Origin of the sequence: Kosakonia oryzendophytica, from assembly GCF_900094925.1 — a bacterium.
In the GTDB taxonomy this organism is placed as follows: Bacteria; Pseudomonadota; Gammaproteobacteria; order Enterobacterales; family Enterobacteriaceae; genus Kosakonia; species Kosakonia oryzendophytica.
Map to the genome: position 1 here is coordinate 358,967 of NZ_FMAY01000002.1, position 21,629 is coordinate 380,595.

The 21,629-nt window shown below is 52.9% G+C and carries 26 protein-coding genes; 14 read left to right on the forward strand and 12 right to left on the reverse strand.

The window, feature by feature from the left end:
- The first annotated feature begins 284 nt into the window (after positions 1–284).
- Positions 285–1,271: a sigma-54 interaction domain-containing protein gene (locus tag GA0061071_RS04840; protein ID WP_088237330.1), complete on the forward strand. Its 987-nt coding sequence runs from the start codon at positions 285–287 to the stop codon at positions 1,269–1,271.
- A gap of 152 nt (positions 1,272–1,423) precedes the next feature.
- Here the strand turns inward: GA0061071_RS04840 and GA0061071_RS04845 are convergent, their stop codons facing one another.
- Positions 1,424–1,894 carry a hypothetical protein gene (locus tag GA0061071_RS04845; protein ID WP_061497982.1) on the reverse strand — a complete coding sequence of 157 codons (471 nt, stop codon included), beginning with the start codon at positions 1,892–1,894 and terminating at the stop codon, positions 1,424–1,426.
- On the reverse strand, positions 1,866–2,807 hold the full coding sequence (locus tag GA0061071_RS04850) for a transcriptional regulator (protein ID WP_061497980.1): 942 nt from the start codon (positions 2,805–2,807) through the stop codon (positions 1,866–1,868). Before GA0061071_RS04850 ends, GA0061071_RS04845 begins: the two co-directional genes overlap by 29 nt.
- 403 nt (positions 2,808–3,210) lie before the next feature.
- On the opposite strand from GA0061071_RS04850, the gene GA0061071_RS04855 reads away from it, so the two are divergent.
- Entirely contained in the window at positions 3,211–3,909 is a 699-nt protein-coding gene (locus tag GA0061071_RS04855; RefSeq protein ID WP_088237331.1) for a sigma-70 family RNA polymerase sigma factor, read from the forward strand.
- A gap of 15 nt (positions 3,910–3,924) precedes the next feature.
- Here the strand turns inward: GA0061071_RS04855 and GA0061071_RS04860 are convergent, their stop codons facing one another.
- Complete coding sequence (locus tag GA0061071_RS04860) at positions 3,925–5,340, reverse strand: aminotransferase-like domain-containing protein (protein ID WP_088237332.1); 1,416 nt, start codon at positions 5,338–5,340, stop codon at positions 3,925–3,927.
- A 173-nt stretch (positions 5,341–5,513) separates the two neighbouring features.
- On the opposite strand from GA0061071_RS04860, the gene GA0061071_RS04865 reads away from it, so the two are divergent.
- On the forward strand, positions 5,514–5,681 hold the full coding sequence (locus tag GA0061071_RS04865; RefSeq protein WP_420843379.1) for a YjiS-like domain-containing protein: 168 nt from the start codon (positions 5,514–5,516) through the stop codon (positions 5,679–5,681).
- 100 nt (positions 5,682–5,781) lie between these two features.
- Positions 5,782–6,381 (forward strand): ATP-dependent Clp protease proteolytic subunit, encoded by a 600-nt coding sequence (locus tag GA0061071_RS04870; RefSeq protein ID WP_245191399.1) that lies wholly within the window; start codon positions 5,782–5,784, stop codon positions 6,379–6,381.
- Between the two features lie 59 nt (positions 6,382–6,440).
- On the opposite strand, the gene GA0061071_RS04875 is transcribed toward GA0061071_RS04870, so the two are convergent.
- A complete protein-coding gene (locus GA0061071_RS04875) occupies positions 6,441–7,577 on the reverse strand; it encodes a hypothetical protein (RefSeq protein ID WP_134318895.1) in 1,137 nt (378 codons plus the stop codon).
- 117 nt (positions 7,578–7,694) lie between these two features.
- On the opposite strand from GA0061071_RS04875, the gene GA0061071_RS04880 reads away from it, so the two are divergent.
- The 5 genes from GA0061071_RS04880 (at position 7,695) to GA0061071_RS04900 (ending at position 11,982) form a co-directional block, all read left to right on the forward strand.
- Positions 7,695–8,765 carry a DUF1176 domain-containing protein gene (locus GA0061071_RS04880; protein ID WP_061497969.1) on the forward strand — a complete coding sequence of 357 codons (1,071 nt, stop codon included), beginning with the start codon at positions 7,695–7,697 and terminating at the stop codon, positions 8,763–8,765.
- Between the two features lie 96 nt (positions 8,766–8,861).
- The gene (locus GA0061071_RS04885; protein WP_088237334.1) at positions 8,862–9,278 is read left to right on the forward strand and encodes a FosA family fosfomycin resistance glutathione transferase; all 417 of its coding nucleotides are present in this window, start codon (positions 8,862–8,864) and stop codon (positions 9,276–9,278) included.
- Between the two features lie 107 nt (positions 9,279–9,385).
- Positions 9,386–9,853, forward strand: coding sequence for a MarR family transcriptional regulator (locus GA0061071_RS04890; RefSeq protein WP_061497965.1), 468 nt, complete (start codon positions 9,386–9,388; stop codon positions 9,851–9,853).
- Between the two features lie 4 nt (positions 9,854–9,857).
- On the forward strand, positions 9,858–10,925 hold the full coding sequence (locus tag GA0061071_RS04895) for an HlyD family secretion protein (RefSeq protein ID WP_061497963.1): 1,068 nt from the start codon (positions 9,858–9,860) through the stop codon (positions 10,923–10,925).
- Positions 10,915–11,982, forward strand: coding sequence for a DUF2955 domain-containing protein (locus GA0061071_RS04900; RefSeq protein ID WP_061497961.1), 1,068 nt, complete (start codon positions 10,915–10,917; stop codon positions 11,980–11,982). The genes GA0061071_RS04895 and GA0061071_RS04900 overlap by 11 nt, the downstream gene beginning before the upstream one ends.
- A gap of 47 nt (positions 11,983–12,029) precedes the next feature.
- Here the strand turns inward: GA0061071_RS04900 and GA0061071_RS04905 are convergent, their stop codons facing one another.
- The 5 genes from GA0061071_RS04905 to GA0061071_RS04925 all read right to left on the reverse strand — a co-directional run bounded on the left by GA0061071_RS04905 (position 12,030) and on the right by GA0061071_RS04925 (position 15,850).
- A complete protein-coding gene (locus GA0061071_RS04905) occupies positions 12,030–12,266 on the reverse strand; it encodes a putative Se/S carrier protein (protein WP_088237335.1) in 237 nt (78 codons plus the stop codon).
- Positions 12,259–13,029, reverse strand: a complete 771-nt coding sequence (yjiL, locus tag GA0061071_RS04910; protein ID WP_088237336.1) for a putative 2-hydroxyacyl-CoA dehydratase activator YjiL — start codon at positions 13,027–13,029, stop codon at positions 12,259–12,261. Before yjiL ends, GA0061071_RS04905 begins: the two co-directional genes overlap by 8 nt.
- Positions 13,030–13,038: 9 nt before the next feature.
- A complete protein-coding gene (locus GA0061071_RS04915) occupies positions 13,039–14,190 on the reverse strand; it encodes a double-cubane-cluster-containing anaerobic reductase (protein ID WP_061497954.1) in 1,152 nt (383 codons plus the stop codon).
- Between the two features lie 119 nt (positions 14,191–14,309).
- Complete coding sequence (locus tag GA0061071_RS04920; RefSeq protein ID WP_061497952.1) at positions 14,310–14,549, reverse strand: DUF2164 domain-containing protein; 240 nt, start codon at positions 14,547–14,549, stop codon at positions 14,310–14,312.
- A 20-nt stretch (positions 14,550–14,569) separates the two neighbouring features.
- Complete coding sequence (locus GA0061071_RS04925; RefSeq protein ID WP_061497950.1) at positions 14,570–15,850, reverse strand: DUF445 domain-containing protein; 1,281 nt, start codon at positions 15,848–15,850, stop codon at positions 14,570–14,572.
- An 85-nt stretch (positions 15,851–15,935) separates the two neighbouring features.
- Between GA0061071_RS04925 and GA0061071_RS04930 the strand changes: the two genes are divergently transcribed.
- Both GA0061071_RS04930 and GA0061071_RS04935 read left to right on the forward strand, forming a co-directional pair.
- Positions 15,936–16,208, forward strand: a complete 273-nt coding sequence (locus tag GA0061071_RS04930) for a type II toxin-antitoxin system RelB/DinJ family antitoxin (protein ID WP_061497949.1) — start codon at positions 15,936–15,938, stop codon at positions 16,206–16,208.
- Positions 16,192–16,500, forward strand: coding sequence for a type II toxin-antitoxin system RelE/ParE family toxin (locus GA0061071_RS04935; protein WP_245191397.1), 309 nt, complete (start codon positions 16,192–16,194; stop codon positions 16,498–16,500). Before GA0061071_RS04930 ends, GA0061071_RS04935 begins: the two co-directional genes overlap by 17 nt.
- Before the next feature lie 5 nt (positions 16,501–16,505).
- On the opposite strand, the gene GA0061071_RS04940 is transcribed toward GA0061071_RS04935, so the two are convergent.
- The 3 genes from GA0061071_RS04940 to GA0061071_RS04950 are packed head-to-tail and all read right to left on the reverse strand — an operon-like array spanning position 16,506 to position 18,888.
- Entirely contained in the window at positions 16,506–17,129 is a 624-nt protein-coding gene (locus tag GA0061071_RS04940; RefSeq protein WP_061497948.1) for a LysE family translocator, read from the reverse strand.
- Positions 17,130–17,178: 49 nt separating this feature from the next.
- Positions 17,179–17,949 carry an AraC family transcriptional regulator gene (locus tag GA0061071_RS04945; protein ID WP_061497947.1) on the reverse strand — a complete coding sequence of 257 codons (771 nt, stop codon included), beginning with the start codon at positions 17,947–17,949 and terminating at the stop codon, positions 17,179–17,181.
- Positions 17,950–17,991: 42 nt separating this feature from the next.
- Entirely contained in the window at positions 17,992–18,888 is an 897-nt protein-coding gene (locus tag GA0061071_RS04950; RefSeq protein ID WP_088237337.1) for a LysR family transcriptional regulator, read from the reverse strand.
- 377 nt (positions 18,889–19,265) lie between these two features.
- Here GA0061071_RS04950 and GA0061071_RS04955 point away from each other — a divergent pair, with 377 nt between their 5' ends.
- The 3 genes from GA0061071_RS04955 to GA0061071_RS04965 are packed head-to-tail and all read left to right on the forward strand — an operon-like array spanning position 19,266 to position 21,537.
- Positions 19,266–19,949 (forward strand): nucleoside recognition domain-containing protein, encoded by a 684-nt coding sequence (locus tag GA0061071_RS04955; RefSeq protein WP_061497944.1) that lies wholly within the window; start codon positions 19,266–19,268, stop codon positions 19,947–19,949.
- A complete protein-coding gene (locus GA0061071_RS04960; protein WP_061497942.1) occupies positions 19,942–20,409 on the forward strand; it encodes a YjiG family protein in 468 nt (155 codons plus the stop codon). Before GA0061071_RS04955 ends, GA0061071_RS04960 begins: the two co-directional genes overlap by 8 nt.
- Before the next feature lie 24 nt (positions 20,410–20,433).
- Positions 20,434–21,537, forward strand: coding sequence for a M20 peptidase aminoacylase family protein (locus tag GA0061071_RS04965; RefSeq protein WP_088237338.1), 1,104 nt, complete (start codon positions 20,434–20,436; stop codon positions 21,535–21,537).
- Positions 21,538–21,629: the final 92 nt, after the last annotated feature.

Below are 21,629 nucleotides of genomic sequence, written 5' to 3' on the forward strand. Positions count from 1 at the left end.
ACGGGAGGCCTGTGGCAGTGCGCGTTTTTCCTTCTGAGCTGTCAGCAATGCACAGATAAGAAATTTATTAAATGATTATGTGTAATGGATGATTTTTTAAGTATCCATATGTTTTATATGGATTAATATTTTAATATTTAAGATTATTAAGACATTTTTTTCTCGAGCGGTATAATTCGTCGTGCTGAGATATAAGTCTTTTTTGCCCTATTCTGACTGACGGATAAAACGTCTGGCATGATAGGGCCTTTTTTTATATTTAACAGTTTCCTTGGTAAGTGCTAATGACGCATTTTATTGATTATGGCGGAAGTAAAGGGAATATATTTATTACTCACTCGGTTGCCAGCGAAAATGTTTTTTCATTAGCCCGCCGTCTTGCCAAATATCCAGTCCCGGTGTTGATTAGTGGTGAAACCGGAACCGGCAAAGAGTGCGTGGCCCGGTATATTCACGACAATGCTTATGCGCATGATGCACCTTATGTAGGCGTCAATTGTGCCGCCATCCCGGAAAATCTGCTGGAGGCGATGTTATTTGGCTATGAAAAAGGTGCCTTTACCGGGGCTGTGACCAGCCTTCCGGGAAAGTTTGAGCAAGCAAACGGCGGTACGTTGTTACTGGATGAAATCGGCGATATGTCGCCAGCGATGCAGGCAAAACTGCTGCGTGTCTTGCAGGAACAGGAGGTAGAACGACTCGGGAGTCGTCAATGCTTGCCGTTGAATATCCGCCTGATTGCGGCGACGAATAAAGATCTTCAGCGTGAAGTGGACGCAGGGCGTTTTCGCCAGGATCTGTTTTACCGCATTGCGGTGGTGCCGATCCACATTCCCCCGTTGCGGAGTCGCCCACAGGATATTCTGCCGATTGCCCGGTTTCTGCTGAACAAGTATCAGTCCTGTTTCCTACGAAGGGTAAGTCTGAGTGATGAAGCCTGTCGGGCACTGCTGAATCATGACTGGCCTGGCAATATCCGCGAGCTGGAAAACGTGGTGAAGCGCGGTGTGATCCTTGCAGACGGCGACGAGATCAACGCCGCCGATCTGGGGCTGCCGACGCCCCACTCGCAGGCGAAACCGGGCGAAGCCATGATTTCTGATGTACGCCGGCACGGGCGCAATGCGGAGTATGACTACATCAGTGAAGTACTCAGGCAGCATCAGGGAAACAAAACCAAAACGGCTGCCGTTCTTGGCATTACTCCCCGTGCTCTGCGTTACCGCCTGGCGTCGATGCGTGAAAAAGGCTCAGATACATCGGGAAGGTAATCCGCAACATGGACCCATCGCGGATATATCAATGTGTATTGCCTGGCGCTTTTTTTCTTTCTGTGTTTTGCCAGAAATAACAGTGAAACATACGGCACAATTATGGGCGTAAAAAAACTGGGAATCTGCGCTATCTGTTCATTGAACGTACGTTATCTGGCATCCAGCGGGTAGAGGAAAATGAGACCGTTTTGCATACTCACCAATGGGACGTTATCCGCCTCGTATTGCTGTATCCAGAAACCGCTGTGGGTTAGTAAATCCACATTCCCATTAATCATGCGGCTATTCTGTGATGACATAAAATAGATAGGTGAGTAGCTGAAATAATAGGTTTGACCCTGTTGTCTGGTTCGCACAAAATTCCCTTTCAGGACGAACTGATTGTCATCAGGGCTGGTGATATTGCTCTGTATGGTATTTCCCTTCGTAGTCATGTGCGAGTCGTATAACTCCTTTTGGCGCAGCATCAGGTCATAGAAGCCAAACTGCGTAACTTCATCGACGTTTTGCTGTATGACCGCATTGGCGCGGTGTAATTGCGTGCCTGATAGTGCAGCGAGAAGGGCTGTCAATATCAGCGCAACAGACTGTTTACGGCGTTTTGCAGGGAACCATTTCATTGAGCTTTCTCCGGGTTTCGCTGAGAATTAAGTTATTAAGCAGGGTGGCATTGGATCGCGAATGGTAGATCTGCATCGCCAATACTTTCTGCTGACAGATGTTATACAGGCGCAGGGTGTAATTCAGCGTCTGGTTTTCATCGTTATAATAAACGCTCATGTGAATTGATTTTGATTTAAGTTGTTGATTTATAGTGTAGTAAGTATCCCTTAATCGCAGGAAGGTTGTCTGTTGGAGGGGCTGATCGTTCTCGTGCCCGGGGACGGTAAAGATGCGGATATTGCTGTAAATATTTTTCGCTATTTCCCGCACTTCCGGTGCTTCACTGCGGGGAATAAAGGCGTAACCCAGTGCAGCGCTGCCCAGTGCAATAACCAGAAAAACCAGGACAACTTTCCATCGTTGTGCGCGTGACGGAAGCATCTGCGCCTCGCGTCGCACGGCAGGAGAAAGCGCATCAGGCAGCAGGGAATACGTATCCACCGGTTCATGTTCTATCGTATCCAAAGCCTCGTCGAACAGCACCTCTTCATCGTCCTGTGCGGGCAGCACATTGGTGAGATTGATCTCCTCTTCGTCTTTTTCCACCATCCGGCAATATTCCGCCTCCAGAACATATCCATGTTTCGGGATTGTGCGGATGATCCGTTGCTGCTTGCCGTCGTCCTCAAGTGCGGCGCGCAGTGCGTGAATGGCATTGGGCAGACTGTTATTGCCAATCACCCGGCGTTCCCAGACCAGCGTGGTCAGTTCCTCGCGCGTTAAAATTTTCCCGGCATTCTGTTGCAGGACATCAAGCAGTTTGAGCTGATAGGCACCCAGGCGTTTTCGTTCTCCGGTCACTAAATGAAGAATAGATCCTGACGGGACATCAATCAGCCAGTTATTTATTGCACAATAATGTTTATTCATAAAATTGCATGGTGTTTTAACTGTCAGTCAGGGTTCGTCAGTACGATTGATGGTGGAGACCTGTCGGCATAAATAATGATTAATGCCGAAAGACGAATGGTTTTATTTCTCAATGCACTTAAGTGCTGTGTAACGAAATGCCGACACATGGTAAGCAGTTTAGTTTTTTCTTACTGTACATTTTTGCTCTCATTTCTTCCATAGCATGAATCGCAAAATATTTTTCGATAAACGTAGCGGCATTTTTGTTTCCGCAAAGATTTCCTTTCCGTGAATTTGTCGGAATTAAAACTTCCTCTTTTTTTCTTAATCTTTTGATTTTTAATATTTAAAACTCTGGCATGTGAGTTGCTTATTTCCGGCACTTATTAAAATGAAGGCTGGGCGAGTCAACAGGGAATTGATGAAGTATACAGATGCAAACATTTTAACCCCAACCGACGAAACGCGTTATCTCCGTGATTACTTACCGTTGGTGGGAAGAGTCGTCAGGCAGTTTGCCTGGCAAACCAGTGCCGTGCTGGATAAGGACGATATGCGGCAAATTGCGCTTATGGGGCTGCTCTCTTCTTTACGGCGCTACGGGCACCCGGACGCTGGTTTTGCCGGCTATGCTATGCAACGCATACGCGGTGCCGTGCTGGATGAACTGCGCAAATTGGACTGGCGCCCCCGGCGATTGCGGCAACAAACGCACAAACTCAACGATGCGATACGCCTGTTGGCGAGTGAGCCTGGGAAAACACCATGTTTTACAGACGTTAGCTCACACCTTCGAATGACATTCGAATCCTGGCAGGCGTATTTGCAACTCTGTTCCGCTGGCGAACTGGAGAGTCTTGAAAATCTGCAAGAAAAGGATTCGTACCCCTCTTCGCTTGTCAGTCGCCCCCTTGAAGAGGAGATGCTGGTGGGGCGTATGTTACGGAGTGCGCTGGCGCAACTTGCTCCCCGTGAGCAAGCGATCTTCACGCTCTACTATCAGCATGAAATGAAACTGAAAGAGATCGGCCAACTGTTTGGGTTGACGGAGGCCAGACTGTGCCAACTTAATAAAGCTATTTCACGGAAGATCTACGCCGTTTTTACACAGGACACATAACCAAACGGCAAAATATTACGCCTCTAAGGCATTATGGATCGCTACGCCCAGGTGTTTGATGGCTTCACGGTTGGCTTCCGTCAGCGGCAGCGCACAGTTAAGTCGCAGGCAGTTACGATACTTACCGGAGGCAGAGAACAGTGAGCCTGGCGCAATCTGGACTTTTAACTGGCACAGGGCACGGGAAACACACACCATATCGACGGTCTCCGGTAATTCAACCCACAGCAGATAGCCCCCTTGTGGGCGGGTCACACAGATACCGCACGGGAAATACTGACGTACCCAGCAGGTATAGGTTTCGAGCTGATGCTGGTAGACCTGGCGCATGCGTCGTACATGGCGGTGATAATGGCCATCACGAATAAATGCCGCTACGGCCAGCTGTGTACCGGGCACGTTTGTGCCGATGGCAGCATATTTTTTATGCAATACCCGATCGAGATAACGCCCCGGTGCGATCCAGCCGACCCGTAGTCCTGGTGCAACAGTTTTGGTCACGGAGCTGCAAAACAGCACGCGGCCATCGATATCATAAGATTTAATGGTTGATGGTCGTGGATAATCAGTGGCCAGTTCGCCATAAATATCGTCTTCGAAAATCACAATGTCGTGGCGTTGCGCCAGCGACAGTACCGCCTTTTTGCGTGCCTCCGGCATGATAAACCCGAGCGGATTATTGCAGTTAGGCACCAGGATCACGCCCTTGATCGGCCACTGCTCCAGTGCCAGTTCCAGGGCTTCGATGCTGATCCCGGCATTGGGATCGGTCGGGATCTCAATCGCTTTAATGTCTAACCCACGCAGTAACTGCATGGTGCCGTAATAACAGGGAGATTCGACGGCAACAATGTCTCCCGGTTGGCAAACCGCCAGTAACGCCAGCGTGAGCGCGGCGTGGCAACCGCTGGCGATCACAATATCATCGGCGCTGAGCGACGTGCCGCCATCAAGCATCAGTCGGGCGATCTGTTCACGCAGTTCGCGGCGGCCGGGCAGCGTGTCATAACTCAGAACATCATGTAACTGGTGCTGTATGACGCGGTTCATTTCGCGCCATAGGGGTTTGAGCGTGGGCTGTGTGATATCCGGTGCGCCGCCGCCAAAAGGAATGATGGCCTTATCGGTGCGGGCATCAAGCAGCGTAAGCACTTCATCCCACTGGGTCACATCGACCGGGCGCTGCACCGGACGGGACATCGCGGGTACGGGCGGTTGCGCCTTACGCGGCGCGACGAAATAGCCAGAACGCGGTTGCGGGGTGATCAGTTGCAGGTTTTCCAGTACCTGGTAAGACTGCTGTACGGTGCTGATACTCACGCCGTGTTCCTGGCTCAGGCTTCGTACTGAAGGAAGTTTTTCTCCGGGGCGATAGAGCCCCTGCTCAATACGTTCCGCCAGCAGCGTGGCCAGATGTTGGTAGCGTGTCATGCTGTATCCTTTGATTCCACCATACAGATTTAAAAAGCAGTACAGATTTGGCCATTTTTCGCGATTCAGACACTGTTTTAAGCTATCTGTATGTTAAAGAAAAGTAATTTCTGAGTCTGTATTGTCACAGCCTTTCGCGGCGATGATAACGCTCTGTTCTGGTGAGGAGAGCGATGATGGAATTCTTTGAAAATCGACCGACGCGCCCGTGGATCGGGTTTGTTTTACTCTGGCGTAAATGGCAACACCTGCGGGAGCGCAGGCGCACGGCAAGGCTGTTGCGGGCACTCAGCGACGAGCAGTTAAAAGACCTGGGGTTGCGGCGTGAAGAGCTGTGGTAAGGACACTCTCGAGCGGAGATAACATCTTGTTATTTCCGCTCAACCTGCGTTGGGCTATGCTTAGCTCCATAACCTGAAGGGGAGAAAGCACATGCACGTTATGAATGGCAAAGACGAAGACGATAAAAAAGAGAGCGAAACCGGCAACGCAACCCAGCTGATGCAGCAAAAACTGCTGGATTCCCGCTCTATTATCATCTCCGGTGAAATTAACCAGGCGCTGACGGAAAAAGTCGTCACGCAATTGTTGCTGTTACAGGGCATCAGCGATGCACCGATCAAAATTTACCTTAACAGTCAGGGTGGCCATGTCGAAGCGGCTGACACTATCCATGACATGATCAAATTTATCACCCCGGAAGTGCACATTATTGGCACCGGTTGGGTGGCCAGCGCCGGGATCACCATCCTGCTGGCGGCGAAAAAAGAGCATCGCTACTCGCTGCCGAATACCCGCTTTATGATCCATCAGCCGTTGGGTGGTGTGCGCGGTCAGGCGAGCGATATTGAGATTGAAGCCAAAGAGATCATCCGTACTCTGGAACGCGTTAACCGCATGATCGCCGATGCAACCGGCCAGCCGGTTGAGAAAGTGAAACAGGATACGGATCGTAACTACTGGATGAACACCAAAGAAGCGATTGATTACGGCATCGTTTCCCGCGTGGTGAAAACCTACGGTGAACTGAACCTCGATTAATCAGGCGCTGACGGGGAATAAAACCCACGTCCAGCCAGCATAAGTTGGCTGGACGTTGTTTATTGATCGCTCTGCGAGAACGTTTTCTGGTCTAAATCGAAATGCATATATTCCAGTGGCAGATGGTGTAGCGCCCGTAATCGCGCGATATAGGCATTATCTTCTGCCGTCGCCGGGGTAATTCCAACGATAACCATTTTTGTAATATGTATGCCGTTATCGTGCCAGTAGGCATATTCCAATAGCTGCCCGATGGCCTCACGGATGCAATAGGAAACGTGGGCATGGGTTTTTATTTCATAAAAAGAGTACGTGTTTTCATTTTCCTGCACAACAAGGTCGATGCGTGTCCCATACCCGGTATTTTGTTCCGTGCTTACCCGGTCTTCACCAACGTGCTGGCAGAGCGAAGTATATAATGCCTCCTGTATTGTATTGTGAATATAACTGATTTCTGCGCGATAACCACCGCCGCTGCGCTGGCCGCTCTCTGGTTTAGAGCGATGGCCTGCTTTAAAGTCGAATGCTGTTGCGCTGCGGGCCTGAAGAGGAAGCTCAACAAAATTAATGAGATTGTAATAATTTGATTTTACGGCCGGGTCGGTATGACTAAAAATATACGGCTCGCATAAGCGTAAGTTTTGCGGCTTAAACTTAATGGTAAAGAATTCGCTCTTGTCGATCGATCCTAATATATCGCCATCCACATCGACTTCGTTAAGCTGCGACTTCATTTCATCATACCAGCCATTATGCTGGTACTGTTTTACTATTCTGCGGGACTCCGCATGGGAAACCAGTTCAGCATTTAAAATCTCACCCAGCCAATAACGTGTATTGTTCCTTTTTTCATTTTTAATGGTGTATAAATTGATATCCATTACCTGACCATTGCGAACTAATCCTGCCAGGGATTGCAAATAGGCGTAATGATAGCCATCAATAAGTTTTTCCGTATCGAATAACCACTCTTCATGACCAAATCCATGCTGGTATTCGTAGCTACTGCTATTGATTGACTTTCCTTCCCGCCCGGACGGCGCACGCCAGTATTTGTCGTTCCAGCATATTCTTGAGAGCTTTTTCACTGTGAAAGTCCTTTTTGTTGCATTTATCATTGTTTTATAAAGGGTTATAAACCCTATCTTAGGACTCATGTCATCGGGGGAACAGCCACTATATGTTGCAGGTTTCATCTGTTCGCCCGTGATATGTGGACACGATCATCCTCCTGGCGCACAAGCGAAAAATACACTTCTCCCTGACACATAATTTCTGCACACTGTTTCCATTTCTCATTACGGAGTGATGGCATGAACAGCAGTATTAAGGCGACGCTGGTGATGGCAGCAGCGCTCAGTCTTCCCGCAATGGCGGAACACAGCGGCATCTCCTTTGAACATAAAGATTGGGAAGTGGTGTGTGACAACACGCTGACCTGCCGCGCGGCAGGCTATAGCGCTGAAGAAGAAGCCAGTGGCTCGGTGCTGATCACCCGTAAAGCCGGGCCAGATACCCCTGTTACGGTCGATGTGGTGCTGGCGGAGATGGAAGCCGATGAGGCAACGCCGCAGGCAAAACTGACGCTGTGGATCGACGGTAAATCACAAGGCGATGTCGCAGCGGAAGACAGCGACACCTGGCGATTATCGGACGAGCAGGCCAGCAACATGATTGCTGCCGTGAAAGGCAGTAGTAAGGTTGAGTTTACGGGCGGCGTGAAACCGTTTGTGCTGTCTGGCGAGGGGGCGTCCGCGGTGTTGCTGAAATTCGACGATGTGCAGGGGCGCGTCGGTACGCCCGGTGCATTGAGTAAAAAAGGGGATAAGGCAGAAAATAGCGTTGCAGCACCTGTTGCTGCGCCCGTTATCCAGGCAGTTGCCGTGGATGATGGTGAAGACCGCACGCTGAACGAGGCGGAAGTGAAAGCGCTGAAACCGCGCCTGCTGGCAACGTTATCTGGCGATAATGGGTGCGATCGTCTGTCATCACCGCAGGAAGCGACGGTCGAAGGCGATAACGATATTACCCTGACCCCGCTGGATAGTAAGCATGCGCTCATTTCCACCCTCTGCTGGCGCGCCGCGTACAACGAAGGTTATGGCTATTGGGTTATCGACAAGGCATTGAAAGGCAACCCGCAGCTGATCACCAACTCGGCATCGGACTATGCCGATGGCGCGATCTCGTTGGGCCAACGCGGTCGTGGGATTGGCGACTGTTGGGCGTCGGCGGAGTGGGTGTGGGACGGTGAAACGTTCCGTAAAAGCAGTGAGTCGACAACGGGCATGTGTCGCTATGTGCGCGCAGGCGGCACATGGGATCTGCCGGAGTTTGTTGCTGAGGTAAAAGAAGCAAACCAGGCAACGAAGCACGCTAATTGAGCCAGATGCTCTGAATGAAACACGGTAGCGACCAAACGCCCCGGTTTGGTCGCTGAGTATTAATTCTCACTGTCAACATTTGTGCCGGGAAAATCTATGTTAAACAGCCTCAATCACCTGACGTTGGCCGTCAGTGACCTGGACCGAAGCGTTGCGTTTTACCACGAATTGCTTGGCCTGAAACTGCATGCGCGCTGGGATAACGGTGCCTATCTCACCTGTGGTGAACTGTGGTTATGCCTCTCCGTGGACGCGCAGCGCACACCGATTTTGCCGCAGCACAGCGACTATACCCATTACGCATTCAGCATCAACGAGGGTGATTTCGCGGCCTTCGTTGCACGCCTGGAGCAAGCTGGCGTGGTGAGTTGGAAAGTGAATAAAAGTGAAGGCGACTCCTGGTACTTTCTCGATCCGGACGGGCATAAACTGGAAGCGCACGTGGGTAACCTGGCGCAGCGGCTGGCGGCCTGTCGCGAGAAACCGTACAAAGGGATGGTGTTTTTTGATTGAAGAAAAGTGCGAATGACTTTCGCAATCCATGCTCTTTGCTCTCTCGTTTCTTGATACTTACCCTGATAACTATTAACTTACCCCTCCGTTGAATGGAGGGTGTCTCGATGACCGAAGATGTACTGTTTGCCCGTCGGCCGTTAGGGATGCGCATGGCGATGGTGGTGCGGCAGTGGCGCGCGACGATCGATCGCGCGCTGAATGACACAGGTATGACGCAGTCGAGCTGGACGGTGCTGATGCAGTTGCACCAGTTGGGCGACAATGTTTCGGTCAGTGAACTGGCGGAAGTGCAGGGCATTGAACTGCCGCCGCTGATGCGTACCCTCACACAACTGGAAAAACAGGGGCTGATTGCGCGTACGACATCGCCGTACGACAAACGCATTCGCCTGTTGGCGCTCACCGCCGACGGGCAACGCCTGCTGGAAAGGATCACGCAAGTGATCAACGCCTGCCAGGCGCGCGCCTCGGCCAATATCCCCGCTGCGGATCTGGCGGTATTTAGCGCGACTCTGAATCAAATCGCCTGTAATTTGCGCGTGATGCGCGAAGACGACACCCAAACCGAATAAGAAAATGATGACGCCAGAACAAAAGTTTGCCCGCTGGGTAAGGGTCAGTATTGCCTCTTTCCTGCTGATGTTTGTTTATTTTATCGTTGCGGATATCTGGATCCCGCTGACGCCTGACTCGACAGTGATGCGTGTCGTCACGCCGGTTTCTGCCAGGGTTTCCGGTTATGTAGCGCAGGTGTATGTACAAAACAATAGCCAGGTAAAAAAGGGCGACCTGCTGTTTGCGCTGGATCCCACGCCATTCCGTAACCAGATTGAGGCCAGTGAGATCGCGCTGGCGCAGGCGCGGTTGACCAACCAGCAACTGGATGCGCAGATCGTTGCCGCTCAGGCCAGCCTGAAGACCGCGCAGATCACCGCACAGAACGATCGCGTTACCTTTGAGCGCTATCAGAATCTGGGCGCGATGCACAATGTGTCTCAGTCCGACCTCGATAAAGTCCGCACGACCTGGCAGAGCAGCGTCCAGTCGGTGAACTCGCTCAATGCCAGGATTGATGAACTGACCATTGAGCGTGGTGAAAAGGATGATGCCCGTAACGTCACCCTGCAAAAATACCGTAATGCGTTGCAACAGTCGCAGCTCAACCTGAGCTGGACGCAGGTGAGGGCGGAAGTGGATGGCACGGTCAGCAACCTGCAACTGAGTCCGGGGTTCTATGCCTCTGCTGGCGGCGCAGCACTGGCGCTGGTGCATGAAAAAACGGACATTGTGGCGGACTTCCGCGAGAAGAGCCTGCGCCATACCCATACAGGCACCGACGCTGCAGTGGTGTTTGATGCGTTGCCGGGTCATGTGTTTAAGGCACATGTGACCAGCAGTGATGCCGGGGTTCTTGCTGGTCAGGAAGCGGTGAACGGTGAACTGTCCAAACCGGAAACCTCCAACCGTTGGGTGCGCGACGCGCAGCGTATGCGCATTCACGTGGCGCTGGACGAACCGTTGCCAAAGACGTTGCCGACCGGCGCACGCGCTACCGTGCAGTTGTATAACAGCGAGGGCTTTTTCGCACGGATCTTCTCTGGCCTGCAAATCCATCTGGTGAGCCTGCTGCACTATGTCTATTAATACGCTGGCGCGGGTTTTTACGCCGCATGGCAATATCGTTTACACCCCCAATGACTTTCGTCAAACCTTGCGCATTGTGTTTGCCGGGATGATCGCCCTGAGCGTGTCGAGCTTTTATAACACCCAGTACGGCGTGTTTTATGTGGTATACCCGGTGATGCTGTTATCGCTGGTGCCGGTATTTAATCGCCATGTGGCAAAGCAGTTTATCTTCAGCGCGGTACTGAACTGCATCGAAATGGTGTTTATTATCGGCTATTTGTCGCGTTGGCCGGTGATCATGACGCTGGTGGTATTCGCACTGTATGTGATGCGTTTTCGCTTTATGAGTAAAGGCGCGCTGTTCCTGTTCGGTTCGGCAGGCGTAGTGTGCCAGAGCACGATGCTCAACTTTATGAGCTACCCCGCCAGCGACTGGCACACGCTGCTGTTTTCCAATATCGAAGCCAGTGTGATGGCGGTGGCGCTGAGTGCGCTGATGAATTACCTGATCCCGGATGTGGAGCCGCGCACCCGCCCACCGTTGATCGAGAAAAACGCCGCCCGCGTGCGCCATGAATCCCTGCTTTCCGGAACGGTAGCAACGATGATTTTTGTTGTCTTCCAGGTAAGCGATCTGAGCGATTCCCTCTCCGCGCTGATGGCGGGGATCCTGATCCTCTTTCCCATGCATTATCGCGGATCGGTGCTGAGTTCATTGTGGCGCGTAGTGGGGGTGGTGCTCGCCTGTCTCTATATTCTGCTGGTGCAGTTGATCCTCTATAACCACAGCAGCCATATGCTGCTGATGATGCCGCTGATCGGTCTCGGACTGGCGTTTAGCGCGCGCTTGCACGTAATGGAAAAAGTCGGCGCTGGCGTCGGTTTTGCCAGTGTCACGACGATTGGCATTATGTTTGGTCAGAACTTGCACCCGGACACGGACCTGGTGTTCAGCGATTTATACCGCATCGTGTCTGTCACGGTGGCGCTGGTGGCGACGTTAACCATGGTGTGGTTGGTGCATTTGATGTTGAACCGCTTTGAAGCGACGCGGTTTGTGATTGAGGAGCAGTAGGCCGAAACAGCCCGATGGCACTGCGCGTACTGGGCCTCTGTTCGGATCTACGAAACCTGCACGAAATGCTCACCTTCGCAGCGATAAATTGCCTGCGTGACGTCGGGGATCATCCACTGCTCCACGTCGCTTGCGGTACTGTGAAAACGGATGCACAAACCGCAGCCGCCACGCAGAGTGCGTGGGATATCCTGTACGCGAAAGGGGATTTCGGCGGCCTGCAACGCCTTGCGGGTTTGCAGCACACCGGGGGTGTTGTGGAACAGCAGCAGGTATTCAGCCATGACGCTTTCTCTGCCGCTGGCCGATCAGCGCCGCCCCCACGGCACCGGCATATTGGGCGTCATCATGGGTAAACACTTCACTGTTCAGGTGCGCTGCCAGCATGCGGCGAAAGGTGGTGCAGTGGCTGACACCGCCGGTAAATAACAAGGGGCCTTGTGTGGAAAGCCGGGCGATAAAATGGGCGCTGCGGCGCGCCATCGCATTGATTACTCCGGCGAGGATCGCCTCCGGTGCGATGCCCGCCGATCGCAGGCTGATCACTTCCGATTCGGCAAACACGGTGCACATGCTGGTGAGTGGATGCGGCTCGACGCCTTCGGTAATGTCATCAAGATGCTCAACCTGCGTACCCAGCGTGCGGGAGATGACATCGAGAAAACGCCCGGTACCGGCGGCACACTTATCATTCATCAGGAAATCAGTGAGATTGCCCTGCTCATCAAGCTGGATCACTTTGCTGTCCTGACCGCCGATGTCAATGACCGTACGTGCCTCGGGCAATAACAGCCGTGCGCCCAGCCCGTGGCAGGAGATTTCGGTGACCTGCTTGTCGGCGAAATCCACCAGTTGCCGTCCGTAGCCGGTTAGCGTTAGAAACGGAGGTTCAGCAAGCCCGGCGCGCAATGTCTCCCACGCTTCACCGATCGACGCAGCGGGGCGAAACGAGGTCGGGCAGAGGAAACGCCGTACGATGGTGTTGCCCTCCAGCAGAATACCTTTGGTGGTGGTCGAGCCGGAATCAATGCCTACGGTAAACGCCACGACCACTCCTTATAACATTTCAATAAATGCGGCAACGCGGGTGCTAAGTTGCCCGATGTCCGACGTCGAGTAATCCGTCTCAATAGCCATATATGGAATGTTGTGTTGTTGCCGCACATGGCGTTTGATGGCCAGAGACTCAACGGCGTAGGTGTGGCACGCCTGTAAAATGACATCAATTACGCCATCGGCCTGATACTCTTCCACCATCTGGCTGAGCAGTTTCAGGCGCTCATCGTTAGGCGAGATGCAGGAGCAACCGATCGCCAGGTACTTGTCGGTCAGCGCATCGTACACATCGCCGCTCTCGTCAACACAGCGTTCAGTGGCTTTCGCCCCGGTGCAGTTTTCGTAGCCCACCACCCAGCCGCCATTCTCTTCGATGGCGCGCACGACTTTCTCTGCCGCGCCGCCAATCGGGCAACCGGTGATCAAAATACGTGGGCGGGGATCCAGGCGTTTCCCGGCCAGCCATTCGTTGCGGATCCGTTCGGCCATGGTATTCAGCTCGTCGATCAGTGCTTCTTTGTCAAAGCGGAAGGTCGCGCCGTACACCACTTTCAGGATATCTGCACCGCTAAGTGCAGGCGGATTGAGCTGCCCCACGCGGTAGAAGTTTGCCAGCGCCTGGCGTTCACGGTTTTTCAGCGCAATGGCATCGCGCAGCGCTGCTTCGCTGATGGGCTGACCAAAACGGTGTTCGATCGCTTGTTGTAAGCGCAGGATCTCCGCTTTCCATAATGCCCGAGATGCAGCATCCGCCGCACTGTTCGGCAGTTGCATCACATGAACGGCTTTGAACGCTGCCATGTATTCGTACATTTTCTTTTTGCCGTCGCAGGTGGTTTCACCCACCACCAGATCGGAAAAGTAGAAGTAGGGGCATTTGTCGGTTTTGCCAAAGCCGTAGCTGCTTTTTATCAGCGGGCAGAGGTTACGCGGCAGATCTTTTTCCGCTTCTTCGATGGTTTCATCGTTGGTGGAACAGAGCGAGACCACTACGGCGCCTGCGGCCATCGCGATCTCTTGTGGCATAAAGGTGCAGTACGTGCCTACCAATGGGATGCCCTGCTCTTTCAGGTCCATCACGGTGAGAAAACCTTTCTGGCGGGCTTCGGAGAATTGTTCAAATACGTCCGGGAGTGCGGTGATAAGCGACATGATTTTCCTTCCCCGTGACACGGGAGATGTAAAAAGTGGCCGCATTATAGTCATATAAAATGAAGGGGAATATTGATCTCCGGCGGCTGAAGCGCAGAAACGCTGAGAGTGAAACAGGCTCAGAGTATCTTCTTCAGATCCATCTCTTCCTGGATCCGTTCGCTGTAGAGCGCGTGCGTGCGAATCGCTTCCTCTATTCCTGCATTGTAAAAGGCGGGGCCAATCTGTTCGATGATAAAGTCGATAAAAAATTCCGCGTCAAACTGCCCCAGCTCCAGTTCGAAATGCGTTTCGCAGTACGCTTGCAATTTATTGCGTAATTGCTCGCGCTCGCTGTGGGTGAGGGTAATGTCGGCCATGGCGTCTCCTTACAGAAGAATCAAAAAACGGTAATGTGCAGCAGCATGGGTAACTGTGAGAGCAGATAGAGGATCAGACCAATCGATCCACCGACCAGTGTGCCGTTGATGCGGATAAATTGCAGGTCTTTGCCTATATTCAGTTCGACCTGGCGCGACATGTCATGCGCGTCCCAGCTTTTCACCGTATCGCTAATATGGCGCGTCAGAAAGGCGGCGAAGTCCGGTGCGACCCGGTGCGCAGCCTGTTCAAGATGCTCATTCAGCGAGGCGCGCAGCGCACCATCCGCCAGCAGTGTTTCGCCAAACCATAACCCCGCGTCGGTAATGTGTTTTTTCATACGCGAATCGTCAGACTGCATGTCGGCTTTCATCCAGTTGCGCAGATCCGCCCACATTTCGCCCAGATAGCGATTAAAAGCCTCGTCGTTTTTCAGATAATCTTTGATGTTATCTGCCCGTTGCGCCATTTCCGGATCGGTTTTCAGATTGGCGATCAATTTCATCGTGGCCCGATCGAATGCCTGGCGAATCTGATGCGTACGGTCGGCGTTAATGTCGTCCAGCAGCGAGTTCACCGCGTCGGAAACCAGTTCCGCGCTTTGCTCACCGAGCCATTCGGTTGGCAGGATCTTCGCTTTTAACGGGTGATCGGTCTCCAGCCAGTGCACCACCTGGCGGGCAATAAAGGTGCGTGAGCTTTCACGCTGCAGCAGGGCAATTAACTGGGCTATCAGGCTATCCAGCAGCTTCTGATGGCGGTTGTTGCGCGTCAGACTTTCCAGTAACAGCGCACTGGTTTCCGTCAGATCGACTTTGTCGATGGCTTTATGCACTGCCCGGCGTAACAGGCGCTGAATACGGGTATCGTCGGCCATTTCCAGAAAGCCGCTCATCACTTGCAGTAAGTGTTGACCCACCCGTTGTGCGTTTTCCGGCTGGCTGAACCAGACGCCGATCAGCTGTGCAGGCTGATGACGATGGATCAACGCCACGAGTGACTGAGTATCAAGAAACTTTTCCTGTACAAACTGGCCAAGATTGTCGCCAATCCGATCTTTATTACGCGGGATAATGGCGGTATGGCTGGAAATAAACGGGATCGGCACGCGGCGAAACAGCGCCACTACCGCAAACCAGTCCGCCAGCGCGCCAACCATCGCTGCTTCGGCAATGGCTTTGACCCCGCTCACCCAGAAGTTGGGCGGCAGGAAAAGCGTGGTGACAAACGTTGCCGCTGCAACCAGCAACAGTGAGAGCGCCAGACGCTTGGCGCGCTTGAGTTCAGCTAATTTTTCCATGCGTTAAGCATAGAGCGAGACGAGGGGATGGTGCAAAGGTTGAATTTTGTAGCTACAATGTGGCTACAAAAATAAAGGAGGTTCTATGGATTCCGTTATCCGATCGCGTATCGACAGCGAACTGAAAGCGCGCGCCGGGCTGGTACTTGAGAGCTGTGGGCTCAACTGGAGCACGGCAATACGGCTGTTTGCTGAGCAAATCGTCAAAAGTGAGGGTATCCCGTTTGAGGTTACCCGCAAACCAACAGCACGCTTACGCAACGCGATGAGCGAAGCCAATGAGATCACCACACACCAGCATGGACGCTTTAATGGTGTTGAGCAGCTAATGGACAGCTTAAATGATGGGAAAGAGTAAACGCGCGCCACTTCCTTACCGTTCCGATTACACGAAAACATTTGTTAAAGCCTGGGCGCGTTACAACAAAGCGGGTCGCAGAGATATGCATGAAACGGCAGCAATTATGTCGATGGTGCTTTCTGGCAACCCGCTTCCGGCTCAATATAGCGATCATGCCTTAACCGGAAATATGCTCGGATTTCGTGAATTACATCTTGGTGGCGACTACTTATTGGTTTATCGCGTGGATGAGGCCAAACATCTGGTGGTGTTTACCGATTTGGGTACCCACGCTGAGCTCTTTGAGTAATTGCATTAGATGAATTTGCATAAAATCCACAGCCCAAACCCCATCAACACCACGCCCGCGATACGCTCTATCCAGTAAACGCTTCGGCGCAATCGGTTCTGTACTGCAGGTAGGCCGATAAGCGAGACGACGACTAAATCCCACAGCAGCACAACCATTATCATCCAGACGCCGCTGGCGGATTGCTGGAGTAGTGTCACGTCCGGCCCGAGAAGGGCGGTCATCAGCGCCAGGTAGAACAATGCATTTTTCGGATTGAGCAATGCCGAACCGAGGCCGAGCAGACACTGTTTGCCGATGGACGGACAGCGTTGCTGCGTTTCATCAAGCGTAAGGGCTTGTGGGCGGCTGCGTACTAACTGGCAACCTATCCATAGCAGATAAAGCGCGCCGAGCAACGCAATGGCGGTGAAGAGTACGGTGAAACGGCGTAACGCGCTCGCGCCGATAATCACCAGCAAAATATAGAGCGCGTTGCCGGAAGCAATCCCCACGCAAAGCCCGGCGCTGCCACGCAACCGGTAGCGAATGGCATAGCCCACCAGCAGGAAGAAATCCGGGCCCGGGCTAAGCAGGGCGACAAAATGCGCCAGCGCCAGTGAGGGAAACGCGGAAGGAAAAATGTCCATAGTGACCTCGGCAGTAAAAAACTGCGGTCACCTTAGCGGCATCGTGACGCTATTTATTGTCGGATATTGATCGGCCGATCGCGTACTGGCGCGGCGTGGCGGCGGTATAACTGACAAAGGTCCGGTGAAAATGGCTCTGATCGGCAAATCCGCTCTGATAGCCTACATCGGCCAGATTATCGCCGGCACGCAGGCGACTTTTGGCAAACTCCACGCGGGCGCTATTTAAAAAACAGCCTGGCGTTAGCCCGGTGTCCTGTTTAAAGGTGCGGATCAGCGTCTCTTTGCGCAGAGATAAAACGTGCGCCAGTTCATCCAGCGTCGGCGGTTGCTGTAAGTTGCTGAGCAGCGCGTCCTGCAACTGCTGACTGGTAGGGCGAAGTTGTGCCGGGTGCTGTGATGGGCAGGTGAGGGCGGTGAGCAAACGGGCGATAGCCGCGGGCAATGGGCCGGTTTGCCCGCTTTCGATTAACGAGACAATGTGCAGGTATTGCTGAAACAGTCGTGGATTGCGGATCACCTGCTGCGCACTGGTTGTCTGCGGCAGATAAAGCATATGGTAACTGCGTGACTGACCAGGTAACGGGTTACAGCTATGTGGCGTTAGCGGAGGAATCACGATCATATCGCCGGGCATCAGCAGGTATTCCCGTTCGTTACAGATGCAACGGGTTTGCCCCTCAACAATCGCGCCGATCGACAGTTCTGCATGGCGGTGGCGCTTATAGGCTTGCTGGCTGCGCCAGGTACTACGCAGTTCGACGCCTGGCAAGGTTTCCGGGCGGCAAAATGATTGCTCTATATCGCGCGTTATCGACATGGTTTGCCTCGTTAAGGTCGGTCTCTGGTATATCACACCCCGCTATTTATCGCGAAAGGCATTATGCAACAGCCGCCACATATGGTGGGCCGCAGGCGTAAAGCGTCGATCGGAGTTGCGCAGCAAATGGCACTGAGCGCTGCTGGCAATCGGGTGATCAAGCGGTACCGCCACTAACGTGCCCTGGCGAATCGGATCGGCGGCGGCGTACGCGGTCATAAACGAAATCCCCAGTCCAGCCTGGCTTAGCCCCATGGCAGTGGAGAACTGGTTGCAGCGATACGCCGGGTGAAATTGCAAGCCCTGGGTTTTAAACATCGCATTCATATGCCGTTGCAGGCCGAAATTTTCCGTCAGCGCAATGAGTTGATGCTGAGTCAATTCTTCAATAGTAATGCTCTTCCGTTGGGCGATAGGGTGTTGCGGCGAGACGACGGCACAAATCGGCCCCCATTGAAAGCTGTGGCGCTTGAGTTCCGGGGAGCCAATCGGGCCAAAGGCCAGCGCCATATCCGCATCGCCGCTGACTATGTCGTTGAGCATTTCCTGCATGCTGCCTACCACAATGTCGACAAAAACCTGCGGGTACGACTGCGCAAACTCGCGCATTACCCCTTCGATAAACGCGGTGATAAGCCCGCCGCCAATACGAACCGATATCGTGCCGCCGCGCATATGGCGCAGATCTTTCAGTTGGCTTTCCAGCTTTTCGCGCCGCTGGCGGCTGGCGAAGTAATCCTCAGCAAGCAGACGCCCGGCTTCAGTAAGCACCACGTTACGCCCGCGCCGTTCCAGTAAGGGGAGCTGTAATGCGCGCTCCAGTTGCGCAATCTGGCGGCTCACCACCGATGGGTTAACGCCAAGAATGTCCGCCGCGCGGCGGATGCCGCCCTGGTTGCCCACTTCATACAGATAACCGACCTGTTTGTCCTGAAACATCCGCCACATTCCTTCTTAACTGTTGACCTGAGAGCAACAATAACATCTTAACGCGGATATTTATCATCCGGATTGAATAGTGATAATCAAATTAACCGCCAGGTTTCAGAGGAAAACAGATACGAAAAATTAAAAGAGGCTTTTTGCACCAAAAGGGTGCCCAATGACGGTGAGAGATTATTTTATTAGGGTGGTTTCAGAAGTTAATTAAATAATTTTTCAGTAATTTTGCTTTTTATTCTCTGTATTTCGCGGGAAGGTTATTTATTGCGTAAAAAATCGCGGTAAAAGATTTTTATTTTATCATCGACCTGTTCAGGCATGGATCCTGCTTAGTAATAGAACATTGTCATCTGATTATTTTAAAGAGAGATGTTATGAGCGAATCGAAAACGCTGGAGCAACCCGCGAAAGCGCACGCGGATGAGTGGAAAGTCGGGCCTGGCGCCTGGATCTCCCTGGTGATTGTTCTGCTGGTTTTTTCCGGCTTCTTTTTCAAGGTTGAGGGTATGGCGTGGCTGGGAGCGTTTGACTTCACTACGCTGGGCGGCGCCTTTGGCACCATGAAGTCGCCGGAGACCAGCACCTTTATTGGCAGCGGCGGCATTAGTGCAAAAGCCGGCTTTCTGTTTGCGCTGTCGCTGGTACCAACGGTGATGCTGGCGCTGGGGCTGTTGGAGATTTTTACCCACTATGGCGCGATACGCGCAGCGCATAAGCTACTGACGCCATTGCTTAAACCGCTGCTCGGTATTCCGGGTTATACCGGGTTGGCGCTGATCACCGATCTGCAAAGTACCGATGCCGGGGCGGCATTAACCAAAGAGTTGTACGACAGCGAGAAAATTACCCGTAAAGATGTGGTGATTATGGGGGCGTGGCAATATTCCGGTGCCGGATTAATCAATAACTATTTCTCTATTGGTTCGGCAATGTTCGCCTCGCTGACTATCCCGATTATTATTCCGCTGGTGTTGATGTTTGTGCTGAAGTTTGTTGGCGCAGCCGTGGTTCGCCTGGCATTAAATACTGTCTATAAGAGGGATTTCGACCATGAGTAATACCGCCAAAGTCTCCGGTAATCCGTTCGATATTTTCGTTATCGGCGCGCGAAAAGGTTTTAATATCGCCATCAATAACCTGATGCCGAATGTATTAATGGCCTATGTGATCGCTGAAATGCTCAATTTATTGGGTGTGATGCAGATTATTGGTCATATTTGCGCACCGGTTATGGGGCTGTTCGGCCTGCCGGGCGAAGCCATTACCGTGTTGCTCACCGCCTGGCTCTCCTCCTCCGCAGGCACAGGCGTGGCGGTCAGCCTGCTGAGCAAAGGCCAGCTTGATGTCGGGCAAATAACCATTCTTGCACCCGCCATCTTTTTAATGGGTTCGCAGCTACAGTATATGGGCCGCCTGTTGGGCGTGGCCGATGTACCGAAGAAGTACTGGCCGTTACTGATGGCCGTCAGCATTCTTAACGCGGTTATTTCTATGCTGATAATGCGCGTTATTGCCTGAGTGAAGCACACCAAGGAGTAAGACGTGTCACGTACACTAGAGCACTTTAATTACCTGCATCAGATCCCAGAACTTGGGTTCGAAGAGTATAAAACCTCTGCTTATATCGCCGGGGTACTGGAGGCGGCGGGCTACCAGGTTACGCGCCAGATCAATAACACTACCGGTATCGTCGCCGTGCTGGACAGTGGCAACCCCGGACCGACTCTGGCGTTGCGCGCCGATATGGATGCACTCGGGCATATCATTGAGGGTCAACACGTTGCGCGCCACACCTGTGGTCACGATGGGCATTCTTCTGTGGTGCTGACGACGGCGCAGGAAGTGATGGCTGAAGGCGTAGTGAAAAAGGGCAAACTGAAGTTTATCTTCCAGCCCGCTGAAGAGCTGGGCACCGGGGCGATTGCCCTGACCGAAGGCGGCGTGCTGGACGATGTGGACATGTTGCTTGGCTTCCACCTGCGCCCGCTGGAAGAGTGTCCGATGGGCCAGGCCGTTCCGGCGATGTACTATTCTGCGTCCGCCACCGTTGAGGTGATGTTTCACGGCAAAGCAGCGCATGCTGCGCGCCCGCATTTGGGGGTGAACGCACTGGATGCCGCTGCGCACGCGGTGCAGGCGGTTAACGGTATTCACCTTGCGCCATCGCTCACCTGGAGCGCGAAAGCCACACGTTTTCTTTGCGATGCCGGAGTCACTAACTCCATTCCGGACAAAGCGCAGGTGTGTTGGGATCTACGCGCGGCAGAAAATGAGGCCATGGATGCACTGAAACCGCAGGTATTGCGTGCTATTGAAAGCAGTGCCGCGGCTTATGGTGCGCGTGCTGAAATCCGCGTTCTTAAGGAGATGCCTGCGGCGATCATTGATGATGAGGCAACTGACGTGGTTTCCCGCGCGATCCGCAGTGTGTTTGGCGACACCGGGCTGACCGCACCGAAATCGACGCCGGGTAGTGAGGATTTCTTCCACTACCTGCGCTTGCGCCCACAGGTGAAAGGTGGTTTCTGGGGGCTGGGCGCGAACCTGACGCCGGGGCTGCATCACCCGGAAATGCACTTTGACCGCGAAGCGTTAGCGCTCGGCGTGAAAGTATTTAAAGCCTGCGTGCAGGATGTGCTGGGCTGATACTCACTGCTTCCCATTGCTGCGGGTGGTAATCGTATTGTTGCCCGCAGTAGTTTCCACTGAATTGCCAGGTTTACACTTTGTTCTCCCCT